This is a genomic window from Rheinheimera metallidurans, assembly GCF_036983985.1.
In the GTDB taxonomy this organism is placed as follows: Bacteria; Pseudomonadota; Gammaproteobacteria; order Enterobacterales; family Alteromonadaceae; genus Alishewanella; species Alishewanella metallidurans.
Window position 1 is genome coordinate 409,934 of record NZ_JALAHQ010000002.1, and the last position, 13,624, is coordinate 423,557.

Sequence of the window (13,624 nt, forward strand, 5' to 3'; positions counted from 1 at the left end):
GCTAGTTAAACGTCAACGTTTTTATAACGCTTCACAACAAACTGCAAGTAAAAGCCGATTGCGATATGCTTAGTTGCGTTAAACAGAGGATTTTAACTATGGCAATACATCAGCTTACCCACCCACTGGTAAAACACAAAATTGGCTTACTGCGCGCTGCCGATATTAGTACTAAACAATTTCGTCAATTAGCCTCAGAACTAGGTAGCCTACTCACTTACGAAGCCACCCAAGATTTAGCTACCGAAACGGTAACCATTAACAGCTGGAATGGTTCTATAGCTATTGAGCAAATACAAGGTAAAAAAGTAACCATAGTGCCTATACTGCGCGCCGGTTTAGGTATGCTTGATGGTGTATTAGAGTTACTGCCTAGCGCGCGTATTAGCGTAGTAGGCATATATCGCGATGAAACCACATTACAACCCGTACCTTATTTTCAAAAACTCGCGGCTAATTTAGACCAGCGCTTAGCTATCGTAATCGACCCAATGTTGGCTACCGGCGGTTCAATGATTGCTACCTTAGACTTATTGAAAAAACAGGGCGCCAAACATATTAAAGCCTTAGTACTAGTAGCCGCACCTGAAGGCATTGCCGCATTACAACTCGCCCACCCAGACGTCGACCTATATGCTGGAGCAATAGATCTTGGCTTAAATGAACACGGCTATATTTTACCTGGGCTGGGTGATGCTGGTGATAAACTATTTGGCACAAAATAATATAAGGAGTACAACGTGCAGTTAGTTCCATGGTCTTACGACACGTCATATGGCTTTACCTTACGTGGCTATCGCACCGAAGATAGCGGGAAACCCCTGCTACATATGCTGCACGGTAATGGCTTTTGTAGCCGCATGTATCAGCCTATGTTGCAAATACTTGCCGAGGATTTTGAGCTGTTTTTATCTGACGCACAAGGCCACGGCGATAGCGATCACGGCGGCGTTTTTGTTGGTTGGAACACCAGTGCCGAGCTTGCGGCTCAAGCCTTTATAGCTCATCGCTCCTGGTATAAAACAGATCAAGTATATGCCGTTGGCCATAGCTTTGGCGGCGTACTAACAGCACTAATTCACACCGCAGCACCTAGCCCATTTCAAGGCGCTATTTTACTCGATCCGGTAATATTCACACCAACCATGCTCACCGTTATGCAAACCTTAAATGGCGTTAAATTATACGACAAAAACCCACTGGCCAAGGCTGCACTTCGCCGGCGTCAACACTGGCCAGATCGCGATAGTGCGCTGCAATACTTTACCAATCGTGGTATGTTTGCCAATTGGCACCCCGACGCCCTAGCCGCTTATATTGATCATGCCTTAAAACCCAGTGAGCAAGGCTTAAGTTTAAAATGCCGCCCCGAGCGCGAAGCCGATATCTTTTCTTCTTATCCAAACAAACTTTGGCAACAATTAGCCAAGCCTTGCCCGCCGGTTAAGGTTATTTATGGTAGTAATAGCTATGACTTTGTTGCTAAATCTCTTAGTAAATGGCAAAAGCTTAATAGCGCAGTTAATGTAGATGTTGTCAGTGGTGGCCACTGCTTTATGCAAGAACAGCCGGAACGTGCGGCACAGCAGATAAAACATGCGATAAAGACGTATATTCATCGCTGAAATAGCTGTTAAAGCTACAGCAAAATTCCGCTATAATAGCGAAAATTTTAACCTGGGACTTCAGATGAAAAAGCGTTTCCTTGTTACCGTCATGCTGCTATCCGCGTGCAGCCAGTTGCCAACTGAACGCAAAGTAGAAGTTGACACCTTACATGTTCCAGTAAAGAGCACTGTCCCTGCAGCCACATCAAATGTGCCTGAGGAAATTATCATTGAAAATGATGCGACTGCAGAATCATTAGCAACTGATTTTGAACATGTTTTTGTAGATACCGATATGACCTTTAGCGGCACCTTGCCTTGCGCCGACTGTCCTGGTATTACCTACCACCTCAACCTGTTTCGCGATGGCCGCTTTGCGGTGCGTCAAGAATACATTGATCGTAACCAAGTCAGTATTGTTAGAGGTATTTGGCTGTTAGAAAAGCGCAGCCTGCATTTAGTTAATCAACAACAAACCTTACCGGCGTTTCATTTTTTATCTAACCATCAGTTAGCTATGCTGGATCTAAGCGGTAAAGCTATAACAAACGAAAATTACCAGCTACAACGTGAAACCGAGTTTAGAAAACTCGATACTCGCCAAGCCATGCTTGGGCTTTATTCATTAAGTAATAATGAAGCCAGCTTTACTAGCTGTAGTAGTGGTGAAACCTTAGCGGTTGCGAACACCCAGCATCACTTGCCGGTAATGCGCCAATATCAACAAGACGAGCGTCTTAATGGTAACAGCGTTATTGCGACTTTAGTGGGCCGCCGCGGCCAAGATGAGCAAACTAATACCTTGTTTATCGATAAATTCGAACAGTTTTGGCCAAGTGCAGTATGCCCGGATCAAGTGCAACCGGGTAAATTACAAGGCGTTGTTTGGCGGGCAGAAAAGCTAGCAAACCGCTATATTCCACAACAACTAAATATACGGGTTATTTTTGAAAAAAATGACCGCTTATATGGTTTCGCCGGCTGTAATAATTTTAATGCTAACTACAAGCAGCGTTCTAGCCAGCTTAACGTTGAACAACTAGTAAGCACACGTAAGTTTTGCGCTGATAGCAGTGAGTTAGAAAATAAGTTTACCCAATCATTGCAATCAGCAGACCGGGTTGAAGTAAACGGTGATACCTTGCAATTATTTCAAAATAATAAATTAATCCTGCAATTTAAGCCGGCAATTAATTAACCTGTCGTTTAATTAGCACCTGCTTTCAGTTGGTGCTAATTGCGCGCATAAAAAAAGCCACCCGAAGGTGGCTTTTTAGCATTGCGTAAATTACGCCGCTATTGCTTGTTTCGCTTTTTCAACTAGAGCAGTAAATGCCACTTTGTCGAATACTGCGATGTCCGCTAAAATCTTACGATCGATTTCTACTGAAGCTTTTCTTAAGCCATCAATAAAACGACTGTATGATAAACCGTTCATGCGTGATGCAGCGTTAATACGCGCAATCCACAATTGACGGAACTGACGCTTACGTTGACGACGGTCACGGTAAGCATATTGGCCAGCTTTAATTACAGCTTGAAAAGCAACACGATAAACACGACTGCGGGCACCGTAGTAACCTTTAGCCTGTTTTAAAACCTTCTTATGGCGCGCGCGCGCCGTAACACCACGTTTAACTCTTGGCATGTCAGACTCCTAATTTATTATGCGTATGGCATGCAACGGGCGATACCCGCGATGTCAACTTTTGCCACTAAGGTTTTTGGACCTAACTGACGCTTACGCTTAGAAGACTTCTTCGTCAAAATGTGGCGAAGGTGTGATTGCTTACGTTTAAAGCCACCTGAACCCGTTTTTTTGAAACGTTTCGCGGCACCTTTATTGGTTTTCATCTTTGGCATAGTTAAAAACTCGCATTGTTAAGTTACAACATGTAGTAATGCGTTAACCCCAACCTTTACAGTATGAGGTTACACTTTAAAGCGCTTACTACTTCTTATTTGGGGCCAGCATCATGATCATCTGGCGACCTTCCACCCGTGAAGGGAAAGATTCGCACACAGCAATGTCAGATAAGTCTTCTTTAATTCGACTTAGCATTTCAATGCCTATCTCAGTATGCGCCATTTCACGACCACGATAGCGTAGCGTTACTTTAGCTTTGTCACCCTCTTCAATGAAGCGACGCAGGTTGCGTAGTTTTACCTGGTAATCGCCCTCATCAGTTCCAGGCCGGAATTTTATTTCCTTAATCTGGATCTGTTTTTGCTTCTTCTTTTGCTCTTTTAAAGCTTTACCTTTTTCGAACAGAAACTTACCGTAGTCCATCAACTTACAAACTGGTGGTTCGGCCGTTGGGCTAATTTCTACTAAATCGCCGCCACATTCTTCAGCCAAACGAATGGCTTCGGCAATGCTTACTACACCTAGCTGCTCACCTTCCATACCAAGTAATCGCACTTCAGGCAGATTAATCTCTTCATTTATCCGATTAGGACGGTTGGCCGGTAATGTTTTCTTTCCTACTTTAATAGTATGTTCCTCCGAAATTATTATTTGCTTAACCGGTTTAAACTCTAGCTTTTGTTTCTGCTGTTACCTTAGCAATAAAGGCATCAACTGACATCTTACCTAAGTCTTCACCTTTGCGCGTTCTCAGTGCTATATCACCGGCTTCCATTTCTTTGTCACCTACAACAACAAGGTAAGGAATGCGCTTAAGCGTGTGCTCGCGAATTTTAAAGCCTATCTTCTCATTTCTCAAGTCACTTATTACTCTAATACCGTGAGATTTGAAAGTTTTTGCTAAATTTTGTACATATTCGGCCTGATTATCGGTAATGTTCATTACCACCACCTGATTTGGTGCTAACCACGTTGGAAATTGACCGGCATATTGTTCAATTAAAATACCGATAAAACGTTCTAGCGAACCTAAAATAGCACGGTGGATCATTACCGGAATTTGCCGCTCACCACTTTCGGCTATATAAGAAGCACCTAGTCGAGCAGGCATCGAGAAATCAAGTTGTACTGTACCACATTGCCAAGCACGCTCTAAGCAATCGTACAAAGTAAATTCAATTTTCGGGCCGTAAAACGCGCCTTCGCCGTGTAAGTATTCAAACTCAATACCTTTTGCTTGCAATACTTCGGCTAAAGCTTTTTCTGATTTATCCCAAATCTCGTCCGAACCAACACGTTTCTCTGGGCGAGTAGATAGTTTCACCACGATATTTTCAAAACCGAAGGTTTTATAGGTTTCATAAACCATATCAATACAGCCGCCAACTTCTGCCGCTATTTGCTCTTCGGTACAAAAAATATGCGCATCATCTTGGGTAAAGCCGCGTACGCGCATTAAACCGTGCAATGAGCCCGAAGGTTCGTTACGGTGGCAACAGCCAAACTCCGCCATACGCAGCGGTAAATCACGGTATGATTTTAAGCCCTGATTAAAAATTTGTACGTGCCCTGGGCAGTTCATCGGCTTAATAGCGTATTCACGCTTTTCCGACTCAGTGGTAAACATGCTATCGGCAAATTTATCCCAGTGACCTGACTTTTCCCATAACGTGCGGTCCATCATTAATGGGCCCTTTACTTCGTCGTAATCAAAGCTACGCAGTTTTTCACGTACAAAACGTTCTAACTCAGTAAAAATAGTCCAGCCGTCGTTATGCCAAAATACCATGCCTGGCGCTTCTTCTTGCCAGTGAAATAGGTTTAACGCTTTACCAATTTTACGGTGGTCACGTTTTTCGGCTTCTTCTAACTGCAGCAAATAACCGGCTAATTGTTTTTTATCAGCCCATGCTGTGCCATATACGCGCTGTAACATTTTGTTTTTTGAATCGCCACGCCAGTATGCGCCAGCTACCTTCATTATTTTAAAATGCTGGCAAAACCGCATGTTAGGCACGTGTGGGCCGCGGCACATATCAATGTATTCTTCGTGATGGTACAAGCCAGGTTGATCATCTTTGGCGACGTTTTGCTCTAAGATTTCCATCTTGTAGCTTTCGCCGCGGGCTTTAAAGGTATCAAAGGCTTCTTGCCAGCTGACTTTTTTCTTTATAACGTCATATTCGGTTTTCGCCAGCAATTGCATGCGCTCTTCTAACGCGGCTAAATCATCACTCGTAATTGGGCGGTCTAAATCAACGTCGTAGTAAAAGCCTTTATCAATAACCGGGCCTATCGCCATTTTTACATGTGGCCAAAGCTGTTTAATGGCATGACCTAATAAGTGCGCGCAAGAGTGGCGAATAATCTCTAACCCTTCTTGGTCTTTCGCCGTAACGATACTTAAGCTTGCATCGCCGGTGATCATTTCGCAGGCATCAACTAACTGGCCGTTTATCTTACCGGCAATGGTCGCTTTAGCTAAACCGGGGCCGATATCTTTGGCAACATCTAATACGGAAACGGCATGTTCGAATGAACGCTGACTGCCATCAGGCAAAGTAATAACTGGCATGAAAATCCTTATACAGTGGTGGCCCAAACCAAGGGACACTTGTTAAATAAAATGGCAAAGTTACAGTGCAGTAATGCAGTTAATGGCTTATACAAGAAGCCATCTGTAGAACCGGGCACAGTAACTAGAAAAATTTCGATGCTATAGTAGCATTAGGTAAGCTTTTTGACTACGCAGCGACACGCTTTTGCTTCAGCATTAAACCAAGTAGCAGGCAAAGTAATTTGTTGACGCAATATTGGTGCAATTAAACTATCTGATACCGAGCATAACGGCCCTGTAGCATAAGGGCCAGCATACAATAATGCACCGCCGTTGAAAATAAGCACCGCTGGCGTAGCAGGTAAACGCAGCCCGGCAGCAGCAATGTGTTGCACATTACGCTCAAATTGTTGCTGTTTTGGTAGATCATATAAACTAGAAAATTGTTGTTGATGCAATGCCGCTCGGCTATTACAAATACAATTATCTTCACGCACATGCACTACTTGAATGCTCTGCCCTACTGCAATACCTAATGCCGATAAACTAAATGTGCTTTGGGCAGGGCTTTGCCAATTAGTATCAGCAGCAAATTCGCCATAATATTCACCGGCAAAATTAAACAAAGCTAGGCTGGTTAATACCAGCCAGCTAATAAACACGCCACTAAGCAGTATAACTTTATGCTGATGTAACATTAATGCAACTACACCAAAAATTTAGCGGACTCGGCTGTCAAAATGCGAGTTACGTTTTCTAAGCTATTGGCGCTTTTTAATACTTTTTTACCCTGTTCATTTTGCAGCATGGTCATTTGGCTTAACTGCTGCGCGCTTTGGGCAATTTCACTGCTTGACGCACTTTGTTGCTGTAACGAGCCAGACATCACATCTGAAGATGTTGCAACTTGCTGCGCTTGCAGTAAAATATTTTGCAATAAACCGCCACTTTGCTCTGCGTGATGCCGAGTAACCTCTAATTGCTCTACGCTGCGTTTTACTACGTCTACCGACTGCGAGCTATTAACGACTAAGCGTTCAATCATCACCTTTATTTCATCGGTTGAGCGTCGTGTGCGTGAGGCTAAGGTACGTACTTCATCTGCTACTACGGCAAAACCACGGCCTTGCTCTCCAGCTCGCGCCGCTTCAATAGCCGCATTTAAAGCCAGCAAGTTGGTTTGCTCAGCAATAGATTCTATAACGTCTATCACTTTACGAATTTCCACCGTAGCGCCGGCGACATCGTTTACCTTGCGCCCAGTATCGTTAAGGCCATCAGCTAATTGTTGTACTGAACTAATAGTGCTGCTAACCGAGGTTTTACCTTCAACTGCGGCTTGCTCAGCCAAACGGGCGAATTGCAGCACTTCGTGAGATAAGTTAAACACCTCTTGTACGCTGTGAGACATTTGCTCGGTAGCGGCAGCGATACGATCAACCTCAGTCATTTTCTGCATCATATTAGCGGATAATTCAGCGCCCTCACTTAGTAAAATGTCAGACTCATGCTTTAGTGATACCGAACTTTTTTCAATAATCGTTATAGTAGCCTGCAACGAATTTAACACCGCGTTAAAACCTTTAATTACTCTTGAATTCACGTCCTTACAACGTTCGGTTAGCTTTATTTTGCCATCATCCGTTAATAAAGCGTCAGTTGCGTTAAATAGGGTTTGCGCGACTATAGCTTCACGGTAACTTTGTCGTGCTAACACGACTAACAACACTGACTCTGCGACAACAAAGGCTGCGTGGATCATAATAATGCTAAACGACAAACTGTCTTCCGGCACCAAGAATACGCCAGTATTTTGCATCTGTAGGTACATAAACAGTAAATGGTGTACAGCGATAGTAAGCGCGGCTGCCACTATTACCACATAATCGCGAAATGCAATTAGCATCGCTAATAATACAAAAATACCAAAGTGCAGCTCTAGCATACCCGCCGTTTGATGAATATGCAGCGCGGCAAAAAACATAAAGCTAACGCCGTAACTTACTCGCGCTAACCAATGATCGCCCAGCATGCGATAAAACAGGTAGGGTAAACCCGCTGCTGGCAAGCCAATTAATAAGGCAATAAACCAAGTACTGTGCCAGCTGGCTAGCAGTAACGTCATTAATAACAAGGCAATACTAATGCCGGTCATTACGGTATAAGCGTGTAATCTAAAACGTGGGATAGAATCAAACATGGCAACTCCTGTGATTCTGTAAAGCAATTTTTGGCAAGGCTGGGTTTACGTAACTGTAGCTAATCTAGATCAATGTATTTTCTATTTTATACGCCATACTTGGGCATCAAGACAGTGGAGGTAAATTATGTGGCAGGCAGTTACAGATCATATCAACAGCGAGCTAGAAAGCAATTTTATTATTGAACATAAAATACAATTATCCGGCGGAAATGTTAATGCGGCTTATCACGTAACAGGCAATGGCCAACAGTTTTTTGTGAAAATAAATTTGCGCCAACAACTAGAACAATTTGAAACTGAAGTGCTTAGTTTGCGCACGCTGCAGCGTACTAAGTGCATACGCGTACCCAACCCTATCTGCTCTGGTTTAACCGTTGATAAGTCTTTTATTGTGCTTGAATACCTGCCGTTTGGCGGCGATACCACAAATGGCTGGCATAATTTAGCCCAAGATCTGGCAGCACTGCATCAACAACAGCAAGCCGTTTACGGCTTTGACTGGGATAACAGTTTAGCCACCAACACACAGCCCAATAAATGGCAACCCAATTGGAGCGTGTTCTTTTCTGAACAACGTATAGGTTGGCAATTACAACTATTGCATGAGCAAGGCCTTGGTTTTGGCAAAGTAGATGAAATAGTAGAAAAAACCCGCCAACGCTTACAAGGTTATCAACCTAAAGCCAGTTTGCTGCATGGCGATTTTTGGCGCGGCAATCTTGGTTTTATTGGTGATATGCCGGCCATATTTGACCCCGCTTGTTATTATGGCGATCGCGAAACCGATATTGCCTTTAGCACCTTATTTGGCCGCTTGCCAGACGCGTTTTATCAAAGCTACCAGCAACATTACCCATTAGATAAAAATTACGAGCAGCGTAAAGATTTGTATAACCTGTACCATGTACTGAACCATGCCAATTTATTTCGTGGCGCCTATTTAATTCAAGCGCAAGAGCTAATAAAAAAGCTGTTTTATTAAAGTATTAGCGCAAAGCATAGCTACTAGCAGTAATATTTAATAAAGTACACGCCTTCACTTTATTAACCGTAGTTAACTTAACGGAACGCTATTTATGCTAATAACTCAGCAACCGGTTGCATTAATAACCGGCAGCGCTAAACGGCTAGGCCGCCAAATGATTAAAACCCTGCACAGCAATGGTTATAGGGTAATTATTCATTGCAACCAGTCTCGCGCTGGTGCTGACGCACTTGCTATAGAACTTAATCAGCTGCGCGAGCACAGCGCTGCGGTTATTCAGGCTAATTTACTCGACGAAACACACTGGCCGCAGCTAGCACAGCACGCAGTGGCCTGCTTTAATCGACTAGACGTATTAGTGAACAATGCGTCTAGCTTTTACCCAACGCCAGTTAACAGCGCCAGCACTTTGCAGTGGCAAGATTTATTTGGTACTAACGTAAAAGCACCCTACTTTTTAAGCCAAGCTTTAGCGCCAGAGCTGGCCAAGCGACAAGGCGTTATTGTTAACATGGTAGACATTCATGCCGAAAGGCCTTTAGCCGAACACAGCATTTATTGCATGGCTAAGGCCGCATTATTAATGATGACCAAGTCACTAGCCCGCGAATTCGCGCCTACCATTAGAGTAAACGGTATCGCACCTGGCGCTATTTTGTGGCCACCTGAACAATCAGTTGTACTTCAAGAGCATGATAAGGCCGCAATCTTAGCGCAAATTCCGTTACAGCAACTGGGCTCACCGCACGACATTGCAAAAACACTGCTATTCTTATTGCAATCGCCTTATGTCACTGGGCAAATTATTACTGTAGATGGCGGCCGCAGTTTAGGTGCGTCAACTAAGGCTTAACAATAACCAAGTATGCAGTAAACGGAGGTGTTATGGCTTTACTTAATAGAACCATCGACTGCCCTTTTTGTGGTCACGCTACCCACTTAACTGTTGAAGTTACCGACGACGACCAAGATTATACTGAAGATTGCAGCAACTGCTGCAATCCAATGCATATTAGGGTGCACAAAGACCAACAGCATCATAAGGTGCAGCTGTTTATTGACGCCGATGATGAACAATACTATTAAGCAAAACGCGCAGCCATAATGCGTTCAACAGTTTGTACTATAGTTTGAGTTTGTTGGTCCCACTCGATGTTTAAACTATCGCCTACCTGCTTTTGGCCTAAAGTGGTAATGCTTAATGTTTCTGGAATTAAATATAAACTAAAACCATCGCTATAGGTTTCGCCTACGGTTAGGCTACAGCCTTCTACTGCAACAAAGCCTTTGCTTAAAATGTAGCGCATATCGTCGGGGTTTAACTTAAGCCGTATTACGCAGTTATTACTGCTTTTATCAATCTGTGTTATTAGCGCTGTGGTTTGAATATGCCCAGATACTATATGGCCGCCCAACTCACTGCCAAACGTTAGCGAGCGCTCAAAATTAACGTTATCGCCAACCTTTTGCTGGCCTAAGTTGGTTTTACGCAACGTCTCTTCAATCACATCAAAACAGACCCAGCCTAATAGCGCATCAAAATCGGTTACCGTTAAGCACACACCATTTATAGCAATGCTGGCGCCGCGATTAAGTTTTTGCAAAAACGCCGATCCAGGCTGCAGTCGTAATTGGCGAAAACCAACTTCGTCGCGTATTTCGGTTATCACCGCTGTTGTCTGAACGATTCCGGTAAACATAAACCCCTATTTGTGCTACATTGCGCGCCATTATTGGCTGCTAAAACGATAGACCTACTATGTTACCTTTTTCTCGCTTCGAAGCCAGAACCATCCTAAAACTTTCTGGCCCCATAGTATTGGCACAGCTTACCCAAACGTTAATGTATTTTGTTGATACGGTTATGGCTGGCCGATATAGCGCGCTGGATATGGCTGCCATTGCTGTGGCTTCGGGTTTATGGTTTCCGGTAGTAATGACAATTCAGGGCCTGTTATTAGCTCTCACACCTATAGTGGCGCAGTATTACGGCAGCAAACAAAACAAGCCAGTTGCGCATTTCACTATGCAAGCTATGTATTTAGCTATGGTTTTAGCCTTGCTGGCGTTTGTCGCCATGAGCTATGTTTATGTGCCAATAGACCAACTAAATATGGACCCTGCTCTTCGGCAAAAAGCGTTAGATTACTTGTACTATGTTAGTTTTGGTTTATTTCCTGCCGCCGGCTACATGGTTATTCGTAGTATGTTTGAAGGCATAGGTAACACCAAAGCCAGCATGTGGATCAGCTTCGTCGGTATATTAATTAATATCCCTGCTAACTATATCTTTATTTACGGCAAGTTCGGTATGCCGGCACTTGGCGGCGCGGGTTGCGGTATCGCCACCGCGCTGGTGTTTTTAGCCATGTTTATTGCAATATTATTTTACGGCTGGTTTAGCCGTACTACCCAGCAATATAAAATACTCCCTGACAGCCTGCGCGTTAATTTAAAAGACTGTTGGCAAATTGTCGCTATAGGCACACCTATAGCGTTCTCTATCTTTTTTGAAGTTACGCTATTTGCCTGCATTCCATTAGCTATAGTGCATTTAGGGCCAGTTATGGTGGCCGGCCATCAAATTGCACAAAACTACAGTGGTATTGTCTTTATGATGCCGTTAAGTTTAGGCATGGCCACCACCATTCGCGTAGGCCACTTGGTTGGACAGCAAAACTCGCAAGAACTGAAAAAAGCGATCTCTACTGCTATTATCCTGGCCGTATGTATGTCGTTTATTATCGCCACCTTCACCTTTACTATGCGTACTGGTATTGCCGCATTGTATTCGCCTGATCCAGCCGTTATTACACTGGCAGCATCGTTATTAGTGCTGGCCTGCTTTTATCAGGTATCAGACGCCATTCAGGTTATATCCGCCTGTGCGCTACGAGGCATGAAAATAACCAAACCGGCATTTTTTGTTACCCTTATTTCGTACTGGCCAATCGGTTTTGGTTTAGGTGCCGTACTAGGTTTAACCCACTGGATAGTTGAACCTATGGGCGCACATGGTTTCTGGATAGGTATTATTGTTGGTTTAACGGTGTCAGCAATACTCTTAGCCATTATCTTAAAACGGGCATTAAACAGGTTAGCTAATGAAAATATGGCTAGTACCACTGCTGCTTAGCCTTAGCGCTTGCAGCGATTACAATGGTGATAAAGCACTAGACAAATACCAAAGCCGCTTGGCTAATGTGCTAGAGCTGCAGCGCGCCAACGGTAGCTTAACCGCACCGGAGGCGCTGATACCTGAACGCGATTTAAAGCAGACCCTGCCCGATGTTCGCTTTAATTTAACCGATGCCTACGCTAGCCGACGCTGCGGCCTAGATACCTTAATTGGCGAGCGCAATAGCAGCCTAGGCATAGTCTATACCGCCAGCAAACAGCTAAGTTATGAATTGCGTTTACTGCAAAAATTAGAACACTGCTTAACGCTAAGCTGGGACGACAGCTCACTATTAAATCAGCTACTACAGGTATACGAGCAAAAACAAGCGAGTATAGGTATTGCCTTCTACAATATGCTGTTTACCGACAATACCCTGCGCAAAGAACTTTTAGGCATTCGTAAAGCATTACCGTTAAAAGCCGCACCAGGTTTTACTGAAACTTGGCAAGCATTAACTGAACTTACCCTATTACAACAGTTTATTAATGAAAAAAACTGGCAAGCTGCCAGTAAAGTAGATATCGAGCAGCAGTTACAGCTGCTATATCAATACAATTTTTTAGCGCGTTTACAATATAGCTTACGCTTAACGGCACATCAGCTAGTGCAATTAAATAGCCTAACCCAAAACCAAAACAGTAATACACTCTGTCCAAACGGGCGTGACAGCGAACAACTGCGCATATTGGCGAATGTGTTTCAGAAATATTTTATTGGTGAAATACAGCTTTATAGCACAGAGCTAAGTCGCTATCAGCAACAACTATGGCCGTTATTGCAACAGCTTTACCAGCAAACGCCTCTAGAGCAGCCACTGCAACAACGCTTTGAGTACAGCTATCACAGTATGCGCAACGAGCTTAGCCAGCACGTTAAATGGTGGCAAACCCTTAACGGCCAATGCCCATTACAGCTAAACGGCCAGAAATAAGCCATTGATACGGCGAAAAATGCACCAAACAAGCCCGTTTAGCAGAAAAACACTTGCCAATGCAGCAGCAGCACAATAACATAGCCGCCGTTGTTAGCTGCGTTACTTGCGCACCAAACAATAACAGAGTGCGTCCTTAGCTCAGCTGGTTAGAGCACCACCTTGACATGGTGGGGGTCGGTGGTTCGAGTCCACTAGGACGCACCAAAAAATTCAAACCACAAAGCCGCTTTTAGAGCGGCTTTGTGGTTTCTGCTAACCTATAAAACTTCCCAGTAACGCAGTTTTATTTG

The 13,624-nt window shown here is 43.8% G+C and carries 15 protein-coding genes and 1 tRNA gene; 9 read left to right on the plus strand and 7 right to left on the minus strand.

The features are described 5' to 3' along the window. Positions 1-98 precede the first annotated feature (98 nt). The 3 genes from upp (at position 99) to MN199_RS07255 (ending at position 2,805) form a co-directional block, all read left to right on the plus strand. Complete coding sequence (gene upp, locus MN199_RS07245) at positions 99-725, plus strand: uracil phosphoribosyltransferase (RefSeq protein ID WP_132583883.1); 627 nt, start codon at positions 99-101, stop codon at positions 723-725. Positions 726-740: 15 nt separating this feature from the next. Then, positions 741-1,625 carry an alpha/beta fold hydrolase gene (locus tag MN199_RS07250; RefSeq protein ID WP_335738910.1) on the plus strand — a complete coding sequence of 295 codons (885 nt, stop codon included), beginning with the start codon at positions 741-743 and terminating at the stop codon, positions 1,623-1,625. A 64-nt stretch (positions 1,626-1,689) separates the two neighbouring features. Further along, positions 1,690-2,805: an META domain-containing protein gene (locus MN199_RS07255; protein WP_335738911.1), complete on the plus strand. Its 1,116-nt coding sequence runs from the start codon at positions 1,690-1,692 to the stop codon at positions 2,803-2,805. A gap of 90 nt (positions 2,806-2,895) precedes the next feature. On the opposite strand, the gene rplT is transcribed toward MN199_RS07255, so the two are convergent. The 6 genes from rplT to MN199_RS07285 all read right to left on the minus strand — a co-directional run bounded on the left by rplT (position 2,896) and on the right by MN199_RS07285 (position 8,231). Continuing rightward, positions 2,896-3,255, minus strand: coding sequence for a 50S ribosomal protein L20 (gene rplT, locus MN199_RS07260; RefSeq protein ID WP_132583889.1), 360 nt, complete (start codon positions 3,253-3,255; stop codon positions 2,896-2,898). Between the two features lie 17 nt (positions 3,256-3,272). After that, positions 3,273-3,470, minus strand: a complete 198-nt coding sequence (gene rpmI, locus MN199_RS07265; RefSeq protein ID WP_132583891.1) for a 50S ribosomal protein L35 — start codon at positions 3,468-3,470, stop codon at positions 3,273-3,275. An 88-nt stretch (positions 3,471-3,558) separates the two neighbouring features. Then, the gene (gene infC, locus MN199_RS07270; RefSeq protein ID WP_472511586.1) at positions 3,559-4,125 is read right to left on the minus strand and encodes a translation initiation factor IF-3; all 567 of its coding nucleotides are present in this window, start codon (positions 4,123-4,125) and stop codon (positions 3,559-3,561) included. A gap of 13 nt (positions 4,126-4,138) precedes the next feature. Next, on the minus strand, positions 4,139-6,049 hold the full coding sequence (gene thrS, locus MN199_RS07275; RefSeq protein WP_335738912.1) for a threonine--tRNA ligase: 1,911 nt from the start codon (positions 6,047-6,049) through the stop codon (positions 4,139-4,141). Positions 6,050-6,201: 152 nt separating this feature from the next. Beyond that, the gene (locus tag MN199_RS07280; RefSeq protein WP_335738913.1) at positions 6,202-6,729 is read right to left on the minus strand and encodes a DUF6436 domain-containing protein; all 528 of its coding nucleotides are present in this window, start codon (positions 6,727-6,729) and stop codon (positions 6,202-6,204) included. Positions 6,730-6,737: 8 nt separating this feature from the next. Then, positions 6,738-8,231: a methyl-accepting chemotaxis protein gene (locus MN199_RS07285; protein WP_335738914.1), complete on the minus strand. Its 1,494-nt coding sequence runs from the start codon at positions 8,229-8,231 to the stop codon at positions 6,738-6,740. A 127-nt stretch (positions 8,232-8,358) separates the two neighbouring features. Between MN199_RS07285 and MN199_RS07290 the strand changes: the two genes are divergently transcribed. The 3 genes from MN199_RS07290 to MN199_RS07300 all read left to right on the plus strand — a co-directional run bounded on the left by MN199_RS07290 (position 8,359) and on the right by MN199_RS07300 (position 10,305). After that, on the plus strand, positions 8,359-9,216 hold the full coding sequence (locus tag MN199_RS07290; protein WP_335738915.1) for a fructosamine kinase family protein: 858 nt from the start codon (positions 8,359-8,361) through the stop codon (positions 9,214-9,216). A gap of 94 nt (positions 9,217-9,310) precedes the next feature. Beyond that, positions 9,311-10,072 carry a pteridine reductase gene (locus tag MN199_RS07295; RefSeq protein WP_335738916.1) on the plus strand — a complete coding sequence of 254 codons (762 nt, stop codon included), beginning with the start codon at positions 9,311-9,313 and terminating at the stop codon, positions 10,070-10,072. Between the two features lie 32 nt (positions 10,073-10,104). Next, positions 10,105-10,305, plus strand: coding sequence for a CPXCG motif-containing cysteine-rich protein (locus MN199_RS07300; protein ID WP_132583903.1), 201 nt, complete (start codon positions 10,105-10,107; stop codon positions 10,303-10,305). On the opposite strand, the gene MN199_RS07305 is transcribed toward MN199_RS07300, so the two are convergent. Next, on the minus strand, positions 10,302-10,919 hold the full coding sequence (locus MN199_RS07305) for a riboflavin synthase subunit alpha (RefSeq protein ID WP_335738917.1): 618 nt from the start codon (positions 10,917-10,919) through the stop codon (positions 10,302-10,304). The two genes, MN199_RS07300 and MN199_RS07305, sit on opposite strands and share 4 nt — an antisense overlap. 59 nt (positions 10,920-10,978) lie before the next feature. On the opposite strand from MN199_RS07305, the gene MN199_RS07310 reads away from it, so the two are divergent. From MN199_RS07310 to MN199_RS07320, 3 genes are all read left to right on the plus strand, one after another. After that, complete coding sequence (locus MN199_RS07310; protein WP_335738918.1) at positions 10,979-12,355, plus strand: MATE family efflux transporter; 1,377 nt, start codon at positions 10,979-10,981, stop codon at positions 12,353-12,355. Then, complete coding sequence (locus MN199_RS07315; RefSeq protein ID WP_335738919.1) at positions 12,324-13,331, plus strand: DUF3080 family protein; 1,008 nt, start codon at positions 12,324-12,326, stop codon at positions 13,329-13,331. Before MN199_RS07310 ends, MN199_RS07315 begins: the two co-directional genes overlap by 32 nt. Before the next feature lie 130 nt (positions 13,332-13,461). Continuing rightward, a tRNA-Val gene (locus tag MN199_RS07320) sits at positions 13,462-13,538 on the plus strand. The last annotated feature ends 86 nt before the right edge of the window (positions 13,539-13,624 follow it).

Coding starts and splice junctions, on each gene's coding strand:
- upp (WP_132583883.1), top strand. CDS start 99: ATGGCAATACATCAGCTTACCCACCCACTGGTAAAACACAAAATTGGC.
- MN199_RS07255 (WP_335738911.1), top strand. CDS start 1,690: ATGAAAAAGCGTTTCCTTGTTACCGTCATGCTGCTATCCGCGTGCAGC.
- rplT (WP_132583889.1), bottom strand. CDS start 3,255: ATGCCAAGAGTTAAACGTGGTGTTACGGCGCGCGCGCGCCATAAGAAG.
- rpmI (WP_132583891.1), bottom strand. CDS start 3,470: ATGCCAAAGATGAAAACCAATAAAGGTGCCGCGAAACGTTTCAAAAAA.
- thrS (WP_335738912.1), bottom strand. CDS start 6,049: ATGCCAGTTATTACTTTGCCTGATGGCAGTCAGCGTTCATTCGAACAT.
- MN199_RS07280 (WP_335738913.1), bottom strand. CDS start 6,729: ATGTTACATCAGCATAAAGTTATACTGCTTAGTGGCGTGTTTATTAGC.
- MN199_RS07285 (WP_335738914.1), bottom strand. CDS start 8,231: ATGTTTGATTCTATCCCACGTTTTAGATTACACGCTTATACCGTAATG.
- MN199_RS07290 (WP_335738915.1), top strand. CDS start 8,359: ATGTGGCAGGCAGTTACAGATCATATCAACAGCGAGCTAGAAAGCAAT.
- MN199_RS07295 (WP_335738916.1), top strand. CDS start 9,311: ATGCTAATAACTCAGCAACCGGTTGCATTAATAACCGGCAGCGCTAAA.
- MN199_RS07300 (WP_132583903.1), top strand. CDS start 10,105: ATGGCTTTACTTAATAGAACCATCGACTGCCCTTTTTGTGGTCACGCT.
- MN199_RS07305 (WP_335738917.1), bottom strand. CDS start 10,919: ATGTTTACCGGAATCGTTCAGACAACAGCGGTGATAACCGAAATACGC.
- MN199_RS07310 (WP_335738918.1), top strand. CDS start 10,979: ATGTTACCTTTTTCTCGCTTCGAAGCCAGAACCATCCTAAAACTTTCT.
- MN199_RS07315 (WP_335738919.1), top strand. CDS start 12,324: ATGAAAATATGGCTAGTACCACTGCTGCTTAGCCTTAGCGCTTGCAGC.